The sequence below is a fragment of the Burkholderia sp. AW33-5 genome, from assembly GCF_053427615.1.
The window spans coordinates 1-19,300 of record NZ_JBSAXA010000028.1 but is presented as its reverse complement, the minus strand read 5'-3'; the positions used below and the strand labels follow the sequence as shown (position 1 = coordinate 19,300).

The window sequence follows — 19,300 nt, the reverse complement described above, 5'->3', positions numbered from 1 at the left end:
TCGTGGTGCCGTCATGCCTGCGTCGCCGCCGCGGTGTAAAGATTTGCTACAACCTTTTTCTTGGACACCGCGAAAAGACCCTCTATGCTGGCCCATTTGCCGCGGGCCCGACAGGGCCGCGCGGCTCCGAACCGTGCGGGCACGCCTCGCGCGGACGGCCGAATTGCATACGAGGAGAGAGGCATGACGCGTTCCGTCGATTCCGGCGTCATTTTTTTCGCACGCCTGGCGCTGGCGGCGTTGTTCTTGTGGGGCGGCGTGATGAAGCTGCTCGGCTACAGCGATTTCATCGGCTATCTGCATGGGCTGAACGTGCCCTATCCGCAGGTGACGGGCCCGGTCGTCGTCACGATCGAAGCGCTCGGCGGCCTGCTGCTGATCGTCGGCTACAAGGTGAAGCCGCTCGCGTTGCTGATGGCGTTCTATACGGTCGCGACCGCGATGGTCGGACACAATTTCTGGGACGCGACCGACGCCGCGGTCCAGCACGACATGGTGATCCACTTCTGGAAGAACATCGCGATCGCCGGCGGCTTCCTGCTGCTGTTCGTGACCGGCGCGGGCGGCGCGAGCATCGACGCGCTGCGCCGGCCGAGTTCGTCGTACGGCGCGCTGCGCTGAGTCGAACCGGGCTGAGCGGCGCGACGCACGCGCGTCGCGCGCCGCGCTGAACCAAATCAAAAGGGCCGAATCCCGCACATCGCGGGATTCGGCCCTTTGTTCATTCAACGGGCGCATGCGCGCCGGGGTTCAGCGTGCGTCCTTCAGGTCCTTCGCATCCTTCGAGAACTGCACGGCGATCGCGCCGAGCACGCAGATCGTCGCGACATACACGACCGGCGCGAGCGGGTTCGACTTCATCATCAGCGACACGATCACCGGCGTCAGGCCGCCGAAGATCGCATACGCGACGTTGTACGAGAACGAGATGCCCGAGAAGCTCACGACGGCCGGGAAGCTTTTCACCATCACGAACGGCACCGCGCCGATCGTGCCGACCGCGAAGCCGGCGATCCCGTAATACAGCGGCAGCGTCGACGCGTCGGCCGCGACCTGCGCGAACAGCAGGTAGTAGCACGCGGCCAGCACGAGGCCGCCGATGCCGAGCACGCGCTTCGCGCCGATCCAGCCCGCGAGCGAGCCGGCGGTGATGCAGCCGGCCGTCAGGCACAGCGTCGCGATGCTGTTCGCGAACAGCGTGGTGGCGGGCGTCAGGTGAAACTGCTTCTGCAGCAGCGCGGGCGTCATCAGGATCACGACGACGATCGCCGCCGACAACATCCACGTGAGCAGCATCGACACGATTACCGCGCGGCCGTGGTCGCGCAGCACGGCCTTCAGCGGAATCTCGGCCGCGAGCGCCTTCTTCGCCTTCATCTCGGCGAACACCGGCGTCTCGTGCAGCCAGCGGCGCAGGTACACGGAGAACAGGCCGAACACGCCGCCGAGCAGGAACGGAATGCGCCACGCGAACGCGGTGACTTCGGCGCCCGAGTAACGGCTGTTGATGCCGGCAGCGACCAGCGAGCCGAGCAGGATGCCGGCCGTGAGGCCCGCGGTCAGCGTGCCGCACGCATAGCCGATGTGGCGCGACGGCACGTGCTCCGACACGAACACCCATGCGCCCGGCACTTCGCCGCCGACCGCCGCGCCCTGCAGCACGCGGAACAGCAGCAGCAACACCGGCGCGAGGATGCCGATCGAGTCGTAGGTCGGCAGCAGGCCCATCAGCAGCGTCGGCACCGACATCATCAGCACGCTCAGCGTGAACATCCGCTTGCGGCCGAACAGGTCGCCGAAGTGCGCCATGATCACGCCGCCGAGCGGGCGCGCGAGATAGCCGGCCGCGAAGATGCCGAACGTCTGCAGCTGGCGCAGCCAGTCGGGAATGTCGTGCGGGAAGAACAGCTGTCCGATCGCGGGTGCGAAGAACACGAAGATGATGAAGTCGTAGAACTCGAGAGCGCCGCCGAGTGCGGCAAGGCCAAGAGTTTTATAGTCGCTGCGCGTGAGCGCGCGTTCGGCGGCGCGAGGCACGCCGCTCAATTCGGAAGCTTGCATGGTCAGGACGATCGGTTTTCGAATGTTGTTGTCGGTGCTGCGTCTCCAGAACCCGCTATCGGCATGGACTGGCAAGGCGCGGCTTGCGTCGTCGAGCGTGTGCCGAGCGCCGGATGGGCACGCGACACGCACCGTCGCACCGGGATGGGGCACGACGCAGACGAAGCGTCAAAGCGGGTGGGGGGATTCTACAGGAGCGCGAAATGCGTGCGCGCGGGGCCGCGCCGAGGAATGCTTCGGACTTCGTCGGGACGAAACGCACGCGGCGCGGCAGGCGGGTGAACCGCTTGCCGCGCCGCGCGCGTGACAGGGGCTGCTCGATCAGCTGCCGGCGATCGTGTCGACCGGCTTGAACGCGCCGTGCTCGACCTTGTAGATCGTCACCGGCGCATCCTTCAGGTCGCCCTTCGCGTCGTACGCGATGCTCGGCGCCGACACGCCCTTGATCGACACCTTGCCGAGATACGGCGTGTAAACCTTCGGGTCGGTCGAGTTTGCGTCCTTCATCGCGGTGAGCAGCGCGATCGTGCCGTCGTACGAGTAGGGCGAATAGGTGATCACGTCTTCATTGAAGCGTGCCTTGTAGCGCGATGCGTAGCCGGCGAAGCCCGGCATCTTTTCCTTCGGCAGGCCGCCCATGTAGACGATCGCGCCTTCGGCCGCTTCGCCGCCGACCTTCAGGAACGTCGGCGAGCGCGACATCTCGCCGGTCACGAAGGCGGCCTTCATCCCGAGCTGGCGCATCTTGCGGATCATCGGCGAAGACTGCGCGTCGCCGCCGCCGTAGAAGATCGCGTCGGGGTTGATGCCCTTCAGGTTGGTCAGGATTGCAGAGAAGTCGAGCGCCTTGTCGTTCGTGAAATCACGCTTGACGATGGTGCCGCCGGCGGCCTGCACGGCCTTCGCGAATTCGTCGGCGATACCCTGGCCGTAGGCCGTGCGGTCGTCGATGATCGCGATGCGCTTGAAGCGCAGCGTCTTCACCGCGTACGTGCCGACGATGCGGCCCGCTTGCGCGTCGCTCGTCAGCAGCCGGTAGGTCGTCTTGTAGCCGCGCGCCGTGTATTGCGGCGACGTCGCCATCGAGATTTGCGGCAGCCCCGCGCGATCGTACAGGTCGGACGCCGGAATGCTCGTGCCCGAGTTGAAGTGGCCGATGACGCCACGGACGTTGTCGTCGATCAGCCGCTGCGCGACCGTCGTGCCGGTGCGCGGGTCGGCCTGGTCGTCCTGCGAGTCGAGCTGGAACGTGACCGGCTGACCGCCGATCGTCGGATGCGTCGCGTTGAAATCGGCGATCGCGAGCTGCACGCCCTTCTGCATGTCCGTGCCGTAGTTCGACTGCGGCCCCGTCAGCGGTGCGGCGAAACCGATCTTGACGACGTCGGCGGCGATGGCGTGTGCGCCCGACAGTGCGCAGGCAGCGGCCAGCGCGACGTGCGATACCTTCAGCTTCACTTTCACTTCCCCTTGATGGCGTGGTTGGGCCGCCGCCGGCCAGCGGGCCGGTGCGGTAAACCGGGCGAGACGTATCGGTCCGCAGGCCGTTGCGACGGCCGTGCGGTGTGTGCCATGCGCTGCGCGGGTTGTGCCGGAATCGGCGTGTGCGGCGGCGGCGGGATGTCGTCTCGTAACCGTTGATCGAAGTCTAGGTAGCGAAAATGCGCGCGTCTTGCGCGTTCGATGCGCGGCCGGCGACGATTTCGGCATATCGTCGATAACCCTGATATATGCCGAAATCGTCATGTGGGATGCGCAATCGCGCCAAGACGCGACACGCCGGCATTTCTAGGATGGCGGGTCCGGGCGCGGGTTGTCGCGGCGCCAGCGGGGTGCATCGATATCGCCGACGTTGCCGACGGATGCCCGGCGCCATGCAGCGGGCCGATGCGAAATCGGCGCCGCCCGACAAGCGCGCCGCAGTGGTTGCGCGCACAACCGCACGGCGTACGATGCGCCGACGTATGCGGCCCCCCGATCGTCGCTGATCGTCGCCGATCGGCGGCGCGTTGCGCGGACCGCCGTTCATCGCGCCGCCCGATCGCTTGCCCGAGATCGCCACGACGTGTTCTCGAGCGCGCTCCTATAATCGACGCCATCAGCCACTCCCTTCGCCAATGCCGGGATGACGACCTTTCTTGCCGCACCGCCCATGAGCCTGTCCGATACGCTGCGCTACCAGCCCGACAACGCCGATCTCGGCGCGATGCTCGCGCACTTCCGCCTGCTCGAGCCGGTGTTCGACGCACTGCCCGACGTCGCGTTCTTCGTGAAGGACGCGAACGGCCGCTACGCGCTCGTCAACCGCACGCTGGCGATGCGCTGCGGCTACAAGGACAAGCGCGACCTGCTCGGCAAGACGACCGACGAGGTGTTTCCGCGCCGCTTCGGCCGGACCTACTTCGAACAGGACATGGCGACGATCACCGCCGGCCAGCAGCTGATGGACCAGCTCGAGCTGCATCTGTATCCGGGCCGCCAGCCGGGCTGGTGTCTGACCTGCAAGGAGCCGCTGCGCGACGCGGCCGGCAAGGTGGTCGGTCTCGCGGGCATCTCGCGCGACCTGAAGGCGCACGAGGGATCGCATCCGGCCTACAGCAAGCTCGCCGACGTGGTGCAGCACATCCAGGATCACTACGTGCAGCCGCTGAACCTGAAGCAGCTTGCGCAGATGGCCGGGATGTCGGTCGCGCAGCTCGAACGCTACTTCCACAAGGTGTTTCACCTGACGCCGCGCCAGGTGCTGCTGAAAACGCGGCTCGACGCGGCCACGGCGCTGCTCGTCACGCACGACAAGGTGACCGACGTCGCGGCGCTATGCGGTTATACGGATCACAGCGCGTTCACGCGCCAGTTCAAGGCGACGGTCGGCATGACGCCGACGGAATACCGGCTGATGCTGCAGGACCGGGCAGGGTGAAGTGACGCGCCGGGCGGGCCGGCGGGTCTGAAGGATCGGGGCGGTGCGAGAGTACGAAGCGGGGAAAGGAAGCGGGAAAGCGGCGGCTCAGCGGTAGCCGAGGCCTTTCAGGACGGCCGTGCCGTCTTCGGTCAGGCGGAAGCTCGGTGCCGTGTCGGCGTCGAGCTTGATCATCTCGACGAGGCCGGCTTCCTGCAGCGCGGGCAATTCGGGTTTGGCGTTCGCGCCGATCGGTGCGTGCAGCAGCACGAGCAGAGTCGCGATTTCATGATGGCTGAGCAAACGGCGCAGCATCGTCTTTTTCACAGGGGGGGCGGCCGGGCGGCCCGCGGGTGCATCTACGGCGCTCATCGCTGTCCTCCTTTTCGAGATATCCGTCGGTACTGGTTGCGGATGGTGCCGTCGAAGACTTAAGCGATTCTTAAAACCGCGGTGGCCAGGCCGATGCTGCAGTGCGGCGTGCGTTACCGGATGTAACCTCCGCCCGGCGGCGGTTTTCGGCCCCGAGCGGCGGGCCTTGCCGGGCGGGGCGCCGCCGCGGTATTCACCACGACGGTGCGTCCGCGCGGCGCACGTTGCAGGGTCGACGTCGTTTTCCCGTTCGATTCGCCTCCGCGCTTGCTCCCTTATTTCCTGCGCTGGGCCTGCGCGGCGAGCCGCACGGCCGCGTTGGCCGCGCCGTAGCCGTCGTAGCCGCCGCGCCGCTCGACGATTTCGAGCGAGAAGCGGTTGTCGACCAGTTCCGTATACGCATGCAGGAATTCGCCGCCGTCGTCGTCGCGGTCGTACAGCAGATGGTGGGCGCTCAGCGTCTCGATCAGTTCGTCCGGCAGCGCGTAGCGCGCGGCGAGATCGTCGTAATAGTTCGGCGGAATCCGCAGGAACGGCACGCCGTCGGCCGCGAACGCGGCGACCGTCTTCACGATGTCGTCGGTCCGGAACGCGACGTGGTTCAGCCCCGTGCCGTGATAGCGGTCGAGCGATTCGGCGACGGCCGTATGGCGGTCGACCGACGCATTCAGCGCGATCCGCACCGAGCCGTCGGCGCTGCGCACCGCGCGGCTGCGCATCAGGCCGTACGGATCGGGCACGAGCCAGCTGCGCTCGGCCTCGAAGCCGAAGGCGGTCTTGAAGAACAGGATCCACGTATCGAGTGCGTCGGCCGGCAGCGCGAGGCAGACGTGATCGATGCCCGTCAGCGGGCCGACCTCGCTGGGGCCGTCGATGTCGGTCAGCACGAAGTCCGATTCATACAGCGTTGGCGCGTTCGGCGTCTCGTCGACGAAGTATTCGAGGCTGCCGTCCGGCGCCTGCACGCCCGGCAGCACGCGCTCGTTCGGGCCGACGCGCCCTGAAAACGGCGCGTAGCCGAAGCCGGCCGCGCGTTCGAATGCCACTTTCGCATCGTCGACGCGGAACGCCGACGCGCACAGCGACAACCCGTGCTGCTGGAAGAACGCGTCGGCGAACGAGTCGCGCTCGGCGTTCAGCACGATCGACGCGGCGCCGTGCTGGAACAGCGTCACGTCCTTCGATCGATGACGGCCCGCGAGCCGGAAGCGCATCCGGCCGAGCCATTCGCCGACGGTGGCTGCCGCCTGCGCGTCGACCGCGAATTCGATGAACTGGAACCCGACGTGCGCGGGCGGCGCCGGCGGCGCGAACAGCGGCTGGCCGGCGGTGGGCGCGCGGCCGTCCTGCGCGAGCCGCGCGCGCGTCAGTTCTTCCAGATAAAGCAGCGAGCGGTGGCCGTCGCCGGCCGTGATCGCGGTCGGCGCGGCGCGGAAGCCGTCGTTGAAGATTTCGAGCGACAGCGGCCCCGTATAACCGGACTCGATCACGCGGGCCGTGAAGCGCGCGAGGTCGAAGTCGCCCTGACCGGGAAACGAGCGGAAGTGGCGGCTCCATTCGATCACGTCCATCGCGAGCTTCGGCGCGTCGGCGATCTGCACGAACGCGATCCGGTCGCCCGGGATGTCGGCGATCGCGTCCGGAGAATCGTCGAGCGACAGCGTATGGAAGCTGTCGAGCGCGAGGCCGAGATGCGGGCTGTTCACCGCGTTCACGAGCTGCCATGCGTGGCTGTACCGGTTCACGACGCGGCCCCACGCGAGCGCCTCGTACGCGGCGACCACGCCGGCCTGGCGCGCGGCTTCGGCGAGCGTGCCGAGCTGGTCGACCAGCAGCGCGTCGTCCGCGATCGTGTCGGGCGACACGCTGCTGCACACCAGGATGCGGTCGGTGCCGAGCGCGTGCATCACGTCGAACTTGCGGCGGATGCGGTCGAGATTGCGGGCGAGCTGGGCCGGGCTCACGCCCTCGAAGTCGCGAAACGGCTGGAACAGCACGATGTCGAGGCCGAGATCGGCGGCCATGCGCCGCACGTCGGCGGGCGATCCATCGAAGTAGACGAGGTCGTTCTCGAAGATTTCGACGCCGTCGAAGCCGGCGGCCTGGATGGCGGTGAGCTTCTCGGCGAGCGTGCCGGACAGTGACACGGTGGCGATCGAGCGCTGCATGGGCGAATCCTGCGGGTGAGCGGGGCGTGGCGTCGGCCGGATCGGGCCGGAATGAACCAGTCGTTGAACGACCTGCGGGCGCCACATCCCGAATTTACTAGGGGAGTATGGCGAATTATACAAACTAACTAGATGGTACAAATTAGCGAAAACCCGAAAAGACATTGCGCTTGCGCAAGCGCACACTAGCGCCAAATCTTGACGTCAAGGGGCGAAGTCGGCTAGCGATGCGCCCCCGTTTTAGGAGCAGAAACACCATGAGCAAGCACAAGGTGCTGGTGCTGAACGGCCCGAACCTGAATCTGTTGGGAACCCGCGAGCCCCACATCTACGGCGCGGAAACCCTTGCCGACGTCGAGCAGCGCTGCCGCACGGCGGCCGAGGGGCTCGGACTGGAGATCGACTTTCGCCAGTCGAACGCCGAGCACCAGTTGATCGACTGGCTGCACGCCGCGCGTCACGATACGCACGGCATCGTGATCAACCCGGCCGCGTATACGCACACGTCGGTCGCGCTGGCCGACGCGCTGTCCGCGATCGCGAAACCCGTGATCGAGGTGCATATCTCGAACGTGCATCGTCGCGAGGCATTCCGTCACCACTCGTATGTGTCGGCGGTGGCCGAAGCCGTGATCTGCGGCTGCGGCACCGAAGGCTACGTATTCGCGCTGCAGCGCCTGTCGACCCTTTTTGCGCAGGGAGCCGCACGATGAGCCGCCCGTCTTTTCTGATCGGCCTGATCGGCCAGGGCATCGGCGGTTCGCTGTCGCCCGCGATGCATGAGGAAGAAGGTTTCCGCCAGGGATTCGGCTACGTGTACCGGCGCATCGATCTCGACGTGCTCGGCGTGACCGCCGACGCGCTGCCGGAGCTGCTCGATGCCGCGCAGCGGATGGGCTACAACGGGCTCAACATTACGCATCCGTGCAAGCAGCGCGTGATCGAGCACCTCGACGCGCTGTCGGACGACGCGCGCGCGCTCGGCGCGGTGAACACGGTGCTGTTCAAGGACGGCAAGCGGATCGGCCACAACACCGACTGGTCGGGTTTCGCGAAGTCGTTCCGCCGGGGGTTGCCCGAGGCGTCGCTCGAGCGTGTCGTGCAGCTGGGCGCGGGCGGCGCGGGTGCGGCCGTCGCGCATGCTGCGCTGCAGATGGGCGCCGCCGAGCTGACGATCTTCGACGTCGACGGCACGCGTGCCGTCGCGCTCGCGGGTGAGCTGCAGCAGCGCTTCCCGGCCGCCCGGGTCACGCCGGGCAGCGATCTCGCGGCCGCGATGCAGGCCGCGACCGGCCTGATTCATTGCACGCCGACCGGCATGGCCAAGCATCCGGGCCTGCCGCTGCCGGCCGAGCTGCTCCGCGCGGGAATGTGGGTCGCCGACATCGTGTATTTCCCGCTCGAAACCGAACTGATCCGCGCCGCGCGCGCGGCCGGCTGCGCGACGCTGCCGGGCGGCGGGATGGCCGTGTACCAGGCCGTCGATGCGTTCGAGATCTTCACCGGACGAACGCCGGACGACGAGCGGATGTTCGAACACTTTCAGTCGCTCGTCGCACGCTGACCCTTCTACCGACTAGCTGAAAAATAGACCAGGAGACAACCATGCAGCACACCACCCACACGAACGCCGCGCCCGCGGCGGCCGGTACGGTCCGGCGGACCTCGGCGCGCTACAAGATCCTCGCGCTGCTCGCGATCGGCACGATGATCAACTATCTCGACCGTACCGTGCTGGGGGTGGCTGCGCCGCAGCTCACCAAGGAGCTCGGCATCAACGCAGCGGTGATGGGCATCATGTTCTCCGCGTTCTCGTGGACGTACGTCGCGATGCAGGTGCCCGGCGGTCTGTTCCTCGACCGCTTCGGCAGCAAGATCACTTATTACTGGTCGATGACGCTGTGGTCGCTGTGCACGCTGCTGCAGGGCTTCGTGCCCGGTGTCGGGACGCTGCTCGCATGCCGGCTCGGTCTCGGCGTGACGGAAGCGCCGTGTTTCCCGACCAACAGCCGGGTCGTCGCGACGTGGTTCCCGCAGAACGAGCGCGCGATGGCGACCGGCACCTACACCGTCGGCGAGTACATCGGCCTCGCGTTCTTCAGCCCCGTATTGTTCGCGCTGATGGGTGCGTTCGGCTGGCGCTCGCTGTTCTGGGTCGTCGGCGCGGTCGGCATCGTGTTCGGTCTGGTCTGGTGGAAGTTCTATCACGAGCCGCGCAACCATCCGGCCGCTAATTCGGAGGAACTCGCGTACATCGAAGCGGGCGGCGGTCTCGTGCACGGCGCGCGCAAGGACGGCGACAAGAGTGGCAAGCCCGCACAGGCCAAGTTCAGCTGGTCGATGGCCGGCCGGCTGCTGAAGAAGCGCCAGCTCGCGGGTATCTGCCTCGGCCAGTTCGCCGGCAACTCGACGCTCGTGTTCTTCCTGACCTGGTTCCCGACCTATCTCGCGACCGAGCGTCATATGGGCTGGCTGAAGATCGGCTTCTTCGCGATCATGCCGTTCATCGCCGCGTCGGTCGGCGTGATGTTCGGCGGGATCTTCTCCGACTGGCTGCTGCGCCGCGGCAAGTCCGCGAACCTCGCGCGCAAGCTGCCGATCATCGCCGGCCTGCTGCTCGCGTCGACGATCATTCTCGCGAACTACGTGCAAAGCAACGAAGCCGTGATCGCGATCATGTCGGTCGCATTCTTCGCGCAGGGGATGGCCGCGCTCGGCTGGACGCTCGTGTCCGACATCGCGCCGGACGGCCTGCTCGGCGTGACCGGCGGCATCTTCAACTTCGCGGCGAACCTCGCGGGCATCATCACGCCGCTCGTCGTCGGCTTCATCGTCGCAACGACCGGGTCGTTCGTCGGCGCGCTCGTGTTCATCGGCGTGATCGCGCTGATCGGTGCGCTGTCGTACATCTTCGTCGTCGGCGACATCAAGCGGATCGAACTGTAAGTACCGGCTCCACGCACTCTCGGTGCGTTCGCCCGGCGACCTGTGGGTCGCCGGGCTTTTTTGTTTCTGCGTTTCCCGCTTGCGGGCCGGGGCATGCATCAGCGCTCACGCGCGCTGCACGGCAATCCCGAGCGATTCGACCGCGAGCGCGATCGCCGCGACCGCACGCCGGATGTCGTCGGCATCGATCGCGCCGATGCAGCCGACGCGGAACGTCTCGCGTTGCGTCAGTTTGCCCGGATACAGGATGAAGCCCGCGTCGCGCACCGCGTCGTAGAAGCGGCGGAAATCGTAGGCCGGATGGTCGGGCGCATGGAACGTGACGATCACCGGCGCCTGCACGCTGGCGTCGAGGAACGGCGTGAAGCCGAGCGCGCGCATCGATTCGATCAAGGTCCGGCAGTTCTCCGCATAGCGCGCGCCGCGCGCGGGCTGGCCGCCTTCGGCCAGGTACTGGTCGAGCGCGGCGCGCAGCGCGGCGATCACGTGGGTCGGTGGCGTGAAGCGCCACTGGCCCGTCTTGCGCAGGTAGGCGTACTGATCATGGAGATCGAGCGCGAGCGAGGGCGAGTTGCCTTCGCACGCGTCGAGCGCATCGCGCCGCACGATGGCGAACCCCATCCCCGGCACGCCTTCCAGGCATTTGCCGCTCGCCGAGATCAGCGCGTCGATCCCGCTGTCCGCCAGCGCGATCGGCAACGCGCCGAACGAACTCATCGCGTCGACGATCAGCCGCTTGCCGTGCCGGCGGCACGCGGCCGCGATCGCGTCGAGCGGATTCAGGATGCCGGCGCTCGTTTCCAGATGCACCAGCGCGACGTGCGTGATGCGCGGCTCGCGCGCGAACGCGGTTTCGATCGCCGCCGGGGCGACTGCAGCGTCCTCGCCGAACGGCAGCGCGATCGCCTCGATGCCGAGCCGGCCGAGGATCTTCAGGATGCGCGCGCAATACGCGCCGTTGTCCGGCACCAGCACGACGCCGTCGCGCGGCACCAGCGTGCCGAGCGCGGCCTCGACCGAAAACGTGCCGCTGCCTTGCATCGGCACGCACGCGTATTCGTCGCCGCCGCGCGCGATCGTGACGAGATCCGCGCAGACGCTGGCCGTCAATTGATTGAAAGCGGCGTCCCATGAGCCCCAGTCATGTTGCATTGCGTGGCGTGTTGTGGCGGACGTGGTGAGCGGGCCGGGCGTGAGCAGAATCGGGGCGGGCATGGCTTTTTCTCCAGCAAAGATCGGACGAAACGCCGGGTTGGCATTTCTGGGCGACTTGCATGATATTGGCAAAATGTGTCATTTTGTGGAAATTGTGGCGCGCGTCACGGCGTTGTCATCGAACGCTGTGATCCTTCGGTTGCCGCGCGAGACCACCTGCAGCGCGGCAGCGAGGCAGGCCGGTCGTCGGTCTGTCCGACTGAAAGGAGCCGGATCGTGCCCCGGCCGTTTGGTGTTCCGCCTACGGAGAAGTGAGATGACACTGCAGAATTCCTCGCGCGCCGCTGCCGGCGCGTTCCGCAAGCTCGCGCTGGCCGCCTGCGCCGCCGGTCTGCTGCAAGGCGCCGCGATGCCCGCGCATGCGGCGAACGCGGTCGTGCTGTATACGGCGGACGGTCTCGAGAATCTCTATCGCGATGTGCTGCCGGCGTTCGAGAAGAAGGAAGGCGTCAAGGTGAACATCGTGACGGCGGGCAGCGGCGAGGTCGTCAACCGCGCGAACATCGAAAAGAACTCGCCGAAGGCGGACGTGATCGTCACGCTGCCGCCGTTCATCCAGCAAGCCGGCCAGATGGGCCTGCTGCAGCCGTACCAGAGCGTCAACTACAAGAACGTGCCGGCGATCGCGAAGGCGGAAGACGGCACGTGGGCGACGTTCGTGAACAACTACTTCTCGTTCGCGATCAACCCGGATGTCGTGAAGAACCAGCCGAAGACGTTCGCGGACCTGCTGTCGCCGGCCTACGCGGGCAAGGTCGCGTACTCGAACCCGGCCACGGCCGGCGACGGGATGGCCGTGCTGATCCTGACGACGTCGCTGATGGGCGAGGACAAGGCGTTCGACTACCTCGCGAAGCTGTCGCAGAGCGTGAAATTCCACACGAAGGGCACGGGCTACCTGAACGTGCTGCTGTCGCGTAACGAGATCAGTGTCGCGAACGGCGACCTGCAGATGGATCTCGACGACGCCGAGCACGGCGCGCTGGCCGTCAAGCCGATCTTCCTGGCCGCGAAGGACGGCGACCAGCCGACCACCTTCCAGCTGCCGTACGGCATCGGCCTGGTCAAGAGCGGCCCGAACCAGGATGCCGGCAAGAAGCTGATCGACTACCTGATGTCGACGGACGTGCAGTCGAAGGTGCCGGACATGTACGGCATCCCGGGCCGCACGGACGTGCCGCTGGCCGGCAAGAACGGCGAAGCGGTCAAGAAGGCGATCGCGGGCGTGAAGCTGATCCCGGTCGACTGGGCGCAGGTGATGGCGAAGAAGCCGGTGTGGATCGAGCGCTGGAAGAAGGACGTGATCGGCAGCTCGGGCAAGCAGCTCGACGTCGTCAAGCCGAAGTGATCGGCACACGCCGCCTGTATTAGTGAGCAAGAGGATGAACCCGGTGGAAACCACCCTGACCCATCCCGGCGCATTCGGCGCCGCCGAACCGCGCGCCACGCTGCGGTCCGGCGCGCCGGGCGGCGTGCAGATCGAGCACCTGAGCGTGCGCTACGGCGCACGCACGGTGCTGGAAGATCTGTCGCTGTCGATCGGCGCCGGTGAATTTCTGACCGTGCTCGGCAAGAGCGGCTGCGGCAAGACCACGCTGCTGCGCTTCATCGCTGGGTTCGTGAAGGCCGATGGCCTGACCGGCACGCTGACCGTGGCCGGACGCGACCTGACCCATGCGCCGCCGCACAAGCGCAATCTCGGTCTGTTGTTCCAGAATTACGCGCTGTTCCCGCACCTGTCGGTGTTCGAGAACGTCGCATTCGGGCTGCGCGCCCGTGGGATGGCCTCGTCGGAAGTGACGCGCCGCGTCGCCGACGCGCTGAAGCTCGTGCAGCTCGGCGAGGCCGGCCACCACCTGCCCGCGCAACTGTCGGGCGGGATGCAGCAGCGCGTCGCGCTGGCCCGCGCGCTCGTGATCGAGCCGGACGTGCTGCTGCTCGACGAACCGCTGTCGGCGCTCGACGCCAACCTGCGCGCGTCGGTGCGCAGCGAGCTGAAGGCGCTGCACGAGCGCCTGCCGAACCTGACCGTCGTCTGCGTGACGCACGACCGCGACGACGCGCTCGTGCTGTCCGACCGCGCGCTGCTGATGCGCGACGGCCGCATCGCGCAGCTCGGCACGCCGCAGCAGTTGTACGACGCGCCGCGGGACGGCTACGTCGCGCGCTATCTCGGCCCGGCCAACCTGCTGCCGCCGCACGTGATCTTCCCGCTCGGCGACCCGCGTCACGATGTGCGCGGCAAGGTCGCATGCGTGCGTCCCGAGCGCCTGACCGTGATGCCGCTCGCGGCGGGTGGCCTGCACGGCACGGTGTCGTCGGTCGAATGGCAGGGCGCCGACCTGTCGATCGCGGTCGTGATCGACGCGGCGCCCGACGAACCCGTGCGCGTCACGATGCAACGCGGCCGCGGCGCGGCTCCCGAGCGCGGGGCGCGCGTTTCCCTGCATTGCGAGGCACACGATGTCGTCCTTATCGCGCCCTGAAGCCGGCCTGCCGCCGCACGTGCTCGCGTCGGCCGCCGCGCATGCCGCCGCCACGCTGCGCCGCAAGCGCATGGGCGATCTGCACCTCGCCGCGCTCGCGATCGTCGTGCTCGGCCCGCTCGTCGTCTATCCGCTGGTGCGGCTCGTGCTGCTGAGCGTGTCCGGCGATCACGGGCTGAGCTTTGCCGCGTACCGGACGTTCTTCGGTAACCCCGATACGCGCAACGTGCTGCTGACGACCGTCGGCGTGCTGTTCGCGAGCGCCGGCACGGCGTCGGTGCTTGGCGTGCTGCTGGCCGCGCTGCTGTTCTTCAAGCCGTTTCCGGGCGCATCGCTCGTCACGCGCTTCCTGGAACTGTACGTCGCGTTCCCGTCGTTCCTCGTCGCGTTCACGCTGATCTTCCTGTACGGCTCGCAAGGCTCGATCAGCATCGCGCTGCAGCACCTGTTCCATCTCGAGACCGCGCCGCTCGATTTCCTGTTTGGCATCGGCGGCGTGATTCTCGCGCAGACCGTGTTCTATACGCCGTTCGTCGTGCGGCCGACGCTCGCGTCGTTCGCGACGCTCGACCTGCGCCTGATCGAGGCGGCACGCAGCCTCGGCGCGTCCGGCTGGATGCTCGCGCGCCGCGTCGTGCTGCCGATCGCGTGGCCGGGCATCGCCGCCGGCACCGTGCTGTGCTTCCTGCTGACGCTGAACGAGTTCGGCATCCTGCTCGTGCTCGGCAGCGCGCGGCTCGTGACGCTGCCGGTCGCGATCTACAGCAGCGCGACCGTCGACCTCGACCTGCCGACCGCATCGGCCGGCGCGGTCGTGATGCTCGCGCTGTCGCTGGCGCTCTATGCGGTTTATCGCCGGGTAAACCGGCGTGCGACGGGAGGGAACGATGTCCGCTGAATTTCGTATCGGGCAAGCCGTGCCGCGCCATCGGATCGGCTGGGGCGACACGCTGCTCAAGCATGCGTCGCGCGTGGCGCTCGCGCTGGCCGCGTTCGCCTGCTTCTGGCTGTTCGTGCTGCCGGTCATCGTCGTTGCACTGTCGAGCGTGTCGACGCAGTGGTCGGGCACGATCCTGCCGGCCGGCTACAGCCTGCGCTGGTTCGAGCGGCTCGGTTCGCCGGAATACGACGCGCTGCTGACGAGCCTCGAGATCGGCTTCGGCGTGTCGGCGATCGGCACGATCCTCGGGCTGTGGCTCGCACTCGCGCTCGAAGGGCGCGACCGGCGCGGTCTCGGCGCGGTGGTCGATGCGCTCGTGATGGTGCCGAACGGCGTGCCGAGCGTCGTGCTCGGGCTTGCGGTGCTGATCGCGTATCACCAGAAGCCGCTCGACCTGTCGAGTTCCGCCGCGATCGTTGTGCTCGTGCAACTCGCGCTGATTCTGCCGTTCTGCTATCGCTGCGCGGCCGCCGCGCTGCGCCCGGAGCTGACCGTGCTGCGCGAAGCCGCGGCGAGCCTCGGTGCGCCGCCCGCGATGGTGCTGCGCCGCGTACTGCTGCCGCAACTCGTGCCGGCGCTGCGCGCGAGTCTCGCGCTCGGCTTCGCGCTGTCGCTCGGCGAACTCGGCGCGACGCTGACCGTCTACCCGCCGGGTTTCGCGACCGTGCCGATCGTCGTGATCGGTCAGGTCGAGCGCGGCTACTACCTTCCGGCGTCGGCGCTGTCGCTGCTGATGCTCGGTGCGTCGCTCGCGGCGCTGCTGCTGATCGCCGCGCGGGTGCCGCGCGGCAAGCGGGCGGCATCATGAACGCCGCGTTCGCATTGCGGCAGCCCGGCGGGCAACCGGCCGCCGGCAAGGTATCGGCGGATCTCGCGGGGCGTTCCGTCGACGTCAACGGCCGGCGCTACCGGCTGCCGGTCGAACCGACCGTCGTCGTCTGCGTCGACGGCTGCGAGTACGATTATCTCGAGCGAGCGGTGGATGCGGGCGTCGCGCCGTTCATCGGCAGGATGATCGCGGAAGGCACGGCCTGGCGCGCCGACTGCGTCGTGCCGACCTTCACCAACCCGAACAATCTGTCGATCGTCTGCGGCGTGCCGCCGGCGGTCCACGGGATCTGCGGCAACTATTTCTGGGATCCGGCCGCCGACGGCGGACGCGGTGCCGAAGTGATGATGAACGACCCGGCCTACCTGCGCGCCGGCACGCTGCTCGCGGCGGCGTCCGACGCCGGCGCGCGGGTGGCCGTCGTCACGGCGAAGGACAAGCTGCGCCGGCTGCTCGGCTGGCAGATGAAGGGCATCTGTTTTTCCGCCGAGAAGGCCGCGCAGGCGAATCTCGCGGAAAACGGGATCGTCGACGTGCTCGACTGGGTCGGCCTGCCGTCGCCCGACGTGTACAGCGCGGCGCTTTCCGAATTCGTGTTCGCGGCCGGCGTGCGGCTTGCGCAAACGCGCCAGGTCGACCTGATGTACCTGTCGACCACCGATTACGTGCAGCACAAGTGCGAGCCCGGCAGTGCCGGCGCGAACGCGTTCTACGCAATGATGGACGGCTATCTCGCGCAGCTCGACGCGCTCGGCTGGGCGATCGGGCTCACGGCCGACCACGGGATGAACGCGAAGCACGATCCGGCAACCGGCCGCCCGAACGTGATCTATCTGCAGGACGCGTTCGACGGTTGGTTCGGCGCGCGGGCCGCTCGCGTGATCCTGCCGATCACCGATCCGTACGTCGTGCACCACGGCGCGCTTGGCTCGTTCGCGACCGTCTACCTGGCGCCCGGCGTCGACCGGACCGAAGCGATGTGGCGCGTCGGCGGGATCGACGGCGTCGAGCTCGTGCTCGACAACGCGGAAGCCGCCGCGCGCTTCGAGCTGCCGGCCGACCGGATCGGCGACCTCGTCGTGATCGCACGGCGCGACATGACGCTCGGCACGCGCGAGCGCGAACACGACCTGTCCGGCCTGACCGTGCCGCTGCGTTCGCACGGCGGCGTGTCCGAGCAGGAAGTGCCGTTGCTGTTCAACCGTCGGATCGAGCGGGACGATCCTGTACGTCGTCCGCGCAATTTCGACGTCTTCGATTTCGTGCTGAACCGGGTCGCGTCATGATGGCTCATCCTCGACAGGATCACCCCGCCTTTCGCGCCGAGGCGCTGCGCTGGTGCGGCACGCGTGCGACGCGCGACCGTGTTCTCGACGTCACCGATCCGTATACCGGCACGCGTGTCGGCACGGTGCCGCTGGCGAGCGTCGATGACGTGCGCGCCGCGTTCGACTACGCGATGGCGTACCGGCCGGCGCTCACGCGCTACGAGCGTTCGCAGATTCTCGAACGCGCGGCGGCGTTGCTGCGCGAGCGGACCGAGGAGGCATCCGACCTGATCACGCTCGAATCGGGATTGTCGAAACGGGATTCTCGCTACGAGATCGGCCGCGTTGCCGACGTGCTGAAGTTCGCGGCGGTGGAGGCGCTGCGCGACGACGCGCAGAGCTTCTCGTGCGACCTGACGCCCCACGGCAAGGCGCGCCGCGTGTTTTCGCAGCGGCAGCCGCTCGACGGCGTGATCGTCGCGATCACGCCGTTCAATCATCCGATGAATCAAGTCGCACACAAGATCGCGCCGGCGATCGCGACCAACAACCGCGTGATCGTGAAGCCGTCGGAGAAGGTGCCGCTGTCGGCATTCTATCTGGCGGACCTGCTCTACGAGGCCGGCTTGCCCGAGCCGATGCTGCAGGTACTGACCGGCGACCCGCGCGAAATCTCGGACGAACTCGTCACGCATCCGCACGCATCGCTGATCACCTTTACGGGCGGTGTGTCGATCGGCAAGGCGATCGCCGCGCGGGCCGGCTATCGGCGCATCGTGCTGGAACTCGGCGGCAACGATCCGCTGATCGTGCTCGACGACGCCGATCTGGAACGTGCCGCATCGCTGGCCGTGCTCGGCTCGTACCGGAATTCGGGGCAGCGCTGCACGGCCGTCAAGCGGATCCTGGTGCAGCGCTCGATCGCGCCGGTGTTCACCGAGTTGCTCGTCGAGAAGACGCGTGCATGGAAATATGGCGATCCATTCGATGCCGCGAATGAAATGGGCACGGTGATCGACGCCGCGGCGGCGCGACTGTTCGAGGCGCGGGTCGGCGAGGCGGTCGCGCGGGGGGCGCGCCTGCTGATCGGCAACGTGCGTCGCGGGGCGCTCTATTCGCCGACCGTGCTCGACAACGTCGATCCGTCGATGACGATCGTGCGCGAGGAGACCTTCGGCCCCGTCTCGCCCGTCATCGCGTTCGACACGATCGACGACGCGATCCGGATCAGCAACGGCACGGCATTCGGGCTGTCGTCGGGTGTCTGTACGGACAGTACGGCCGCGGTCGTGCGGTTCGTGAACGAGCTGAACGTCGGGACGGTGAATGTCTGGGAAGTGCCCGGATACCGGATCGAGCTGTCGCCGTTCGGCGGGATCAAGGATTCGGGGCTCGGCTATAAGGAAGGCGTTCAGGAAGCGATGAAGAGCTTCACGAACCTGAAGACGTTTTCGCTGCCTTGGGAGTGAGCGGATGGCACTGACGGTGGAAGAGATTCACGGGCTGTATCGTGAGCACGGTCACGTCGCGTATAGCGGCGAACCGGTCACGCAGCTGGAGCATGCGTTGCAGAGCGGGTTGCTGGCGGAGGAGGCGGGCGCCGACGACGCATTGGTTGCGGCCGCGTTCCTGCACGACCTTGGGCATCTGCTGAATCGGCAGGGCGAGACGCCGAGCGCGCGGGGGATCGACGACCTGCATCAGTATTACGTGCTGCCGTTTCTGCGGCCGCTGTTCAACGAGGCGGTGCTGGAGCCGATCCGGTTGCACGTCGACGCCAAGCGTTGCCTGTGCCGCACGGACGCCGGCTACTTCGAGAGCCTGTCGCCGGATTCGGTGCGCAGCCTCGCGCTGCAGGGAGGCATCTTCAGTGAAGAGGAAACGGCGGCGTTCTTGCGGCGCCCGTTCGCGGAGGACGCACTGCGCCTGCGCCGCTGGGACGATACCGCGAAGGAAGAGGGCAAGGTGACGCCTGGTCTCGATCACTATATGGAGATAGTGGCGCGCCAGGCGCGTATGGTCTGACGCTTCGGCTGCCTCTATATAAGGCCCCGCACGCGGTAGCGTGCGGGGCCTTATATTTTTTCGAGGAACCCCTTGCGCGATCGTCGGGAGC

At 67.4% G+C, this 19,300-nt stretch carries 17 protein-coding genes; 12 read left to right on the top strand and 5 right to left on the bottom strand.

Features of this window, described 5'->3' with window-relative positions; translation table 11 throughout:
- Positions 1 to 183 precede the first annotated feature (183 nt).
- Positions 184 to 621 (top strand): DoxX family protein, encoded by a 438-nt coding sequence (locus ACV22V_RS28685; RefSeq protein WP_059528390.1) that lies wholly within the window; start codon positions 184 to 186, stop codon positions 619 to 621.
- Positions 622 to 750: 129 nt separating this feature from the next.
- Here ACV22V_RS28685 and ACV22V_RS28680 read toward each other — a convergent pair whose 3' ends face one another.
- Entirely contained in the window at positions 751 to 2,061 is a 1,311-nt protein-coding gene (locus tag ACV22V_RS28680) for an MFS transporter (protein WP_448016191.1), read from the bottom strand.
- Between the two features lie 321 nt (positions 2,062 to 2,382).
- Positions 2,383 to 3,519 (bottom strand): branched-chain amino acid ABC transporter substrate-binding protein, encoded by a 1,137-nt coding sequence (locus ACV22V_RS28675; protein WP_448016190.1) that lies wholly within the window; start codon positions 3,517 to 3,519, stop codon positions 2,383 to 2,385.
- A 667-nt stretch (positions 3,520 to 4,186) separates the two neighbouring features.
- On the opposite strand from ACV22V_RS28675, the gene ACV22V_RS28670 reads away from it, so the two are divergent.
- Positions 4,187 to 4,981 (top strand): AraC family transcriptional regulator, encoded by a 795-nt coding sequence (locus ACV22V_RS28670; protein ID WP_059528381.1) that lies wholly within the window; start codon positions 4,187 to 4,189, stop codon positions 4,979 to 4,981.
- Between the two features lie 87 nt (positions 4,982 to 5,068).
- Here ACV22V_RS28670 and ACV22V_RS28665 read toward each other — a convergent pair whose 3' ends face one another.
- Both ACV22V_RS28665 and ACV22V_RS28660 read right to left on the bottom strand, forming a co-directional pair.
- Positions 5,069 to 5,332, bottom strand: coding sequence for a hypothetical protein (locus tag ACV22V_RS28665; RefSeq protein ID WP_059528378.1), 264 nt, complete (start codon positions 5,330 to 5,332; stop codon positions 5,069 to 5,071).
- 275 nt (positions 5,333 to 5,607) lie between these two features.
- Positions 5,608 to 7,500: a bifunctional sugar phosphate isomerase/epimerase/4-hydroxyphenylpyruvate dioxygenase family protein gene (locus ACV22V_RS28660; RefSeq protein WP_448016189.1), complete on the bottom strand. Its 1,893-nt coding sequence runs from the start codon at positions 7,498 to 7,500 to the stop codon at positions 5,608 to 5,610.
- Between the two features lie 257 nt (positions 7,501 to 7,757).
- Between ACV22V_RS28660 and aroQ the strand changes: the two genes are divergently transcribed.
- Genes aroQ through ACV22V_RS28645 form a run of 3 tightly spaced genes read left to right on the top strand, consistent with a single transcriptional unit; the run spans position 7,758 to position 10,446 of the window.
- A complete protein-coding gene (gene aroQ, locus ACV22V_RS28655) occupies positions 7,758 to 8,213 on the top strand; it encodes a type II 3-dehydroquinate dehydratase (protein ID WP_059528374.1) in 456 nt (151 codons plus the stop codon).
- Positions 8,210 to 9,064, top strand: a complete 855-nt coding sequence (locus ACV22V_RS28650; RefSeq protein ID WP_448016188.1) for a shikimate dehydrogenase — start codon at positions 8,210 to 8,212, stop codon at positions 9,062 to 9,064. Before aroQ ends, ACV22V_RS28650 begins: the two co-directional genes overlap by 4 nt.
- A gap of 41 nt (positions 9,065 to 9,105) precedes the next feature.
- A complete protein-coding gene (locus tag ACV22V_RS28645) occupies positions 9,106 to 10,446 on the top strand; it encodes an MFS transporter (protein WP_059697933.1) in 1,341 nt (446 codons plus the stop codon).
- Between the two features lie 105 nt (positions 10,447 to 10,551).
- Here ACV22V_RS28645 and ACV22V_RS28640 read toward each other — a convergent pair whose 3' ends face one another.
- Positions 10,552 to 11,661: a 2-aminoethylphosphonate--pyruvate transaminase gene (locus ACV22V_RS28640; RefSeq protein WP_448016187.1), complete on the bottom strand. Its 1,110-nt coding sequence runs from the start codon at positions 11,659 to 11,661 to the stop codon at positions 10,552 to 10,554.
- Between the two features lie 256 nt (positions 11,662 to 11,917).
- Here ACV22V_RS28640 and phnS point away from each other — a divergent pair, with 256 nt between their 5' ends.
- Genes phnS through ACV22V_RS28605 form a run of 7 tightly spaced genes read left to right on the top strand, consistent with a single transcriptional unit; the run spans position 11,918 to position 19,209 of the window.
- Positions 11,918 to 13,009 carry a 2-aminoethylphosphonate ABC transporter substrate-binding protein gene (gene phnS / locus ACV22V_RS28635; protein WP_448016185.1) on the top strand — a complete coding sequence of 364 codons (1,092 nt, stop codon included), beginning with the start codon at positions 11,918 to 11,920 and terminating at the stop codon, positions 13,007 to 13,009.
- 34 nt (positions 13,010 to 13,043) lie between these two features.
- Positions 13,044 to 14,147, top strand: a complete 1,104-nt coding sequence (gene phnT / locus ACV22V_RS28630; protein WP_448016184.1) for a 2-aminoethylphosphonate ABC transport system ATP-binding subunit PhnT — start codon at positions 13,044 to 13,046, stop codon at positions 14,145 to 14,147.
- Positions 14,125 to 15,045, top strand: coding sequence for a 2-aminoethylphosphonate ABC transporter permease subunit (locus tag ACV22V_RS28625; protein ID WP_448016183.1), 921 nt, complete (start codon positions 14,125 to 14,127; stop codon positions 15,043 to 15,045). Before phnT ends, ACV22V_RS28625 begins: the two co-directional genes overlap by 23 nt.
- Complete coding sequence (phnV, locus tag ACV22V_RS28620; protein ID WP_059692303.1) at positions 15,035 to 15,895, top strand: 2-aminoethylphosphonate ABC transport system, membrane component PhnV; 861 nt, start codon at positions 15,035 to 15,037, stop codon at positions 15,893 to 15,895. Before ACV22V_RS28625 ends, phnV begins: the two co-directional genes overlap by 11 nt.
- Entirely contained in the window at positions 15,892 to 17,202 is a 1,311-nt protein-coding gene (gene phnA, locus ACV22V_RS28615) for a phosphonoacetate hydrolase (RefSeq protein WP_448016182.1), read from the top strand. The genes phnV and phnA overlap by 4 nt, the downstream gene beginning before the upstream one ends.
- Positions 17,199 to 18,653 carry a phosphonoacetaldehyde dehydrogenase gene (gene phnY, locus ACV22V_RS28610; protein ID WP_448016181.1) on the top strand — a complete coding sequence of 485 codons (1,455 nt, stop codon included), beginning with the start codon at positions 17,199 to 17,201 and terminating at the stop codon, positions 18,651 to 18,653. The genes phnA and phnY overlap by 4 nt, the downstream gene beginning before the upstream one ends.
- Positions 18,654 to 18,657: 4 nt before the next feature.
- Positions 18,658 to 19,209, top strand: coding sequence for a phosphonate degradation HD-domain oxygenase (locus ACV22V_RS28605; RefSeq protein ID WP_448016179.1), 552 nt, complete (start codon positions 18,658 to 18,660; stop codon positions 19,207 to 19,209).
- Positions 19,210 to 19,300: the final 91 nt, after the last annotated feature.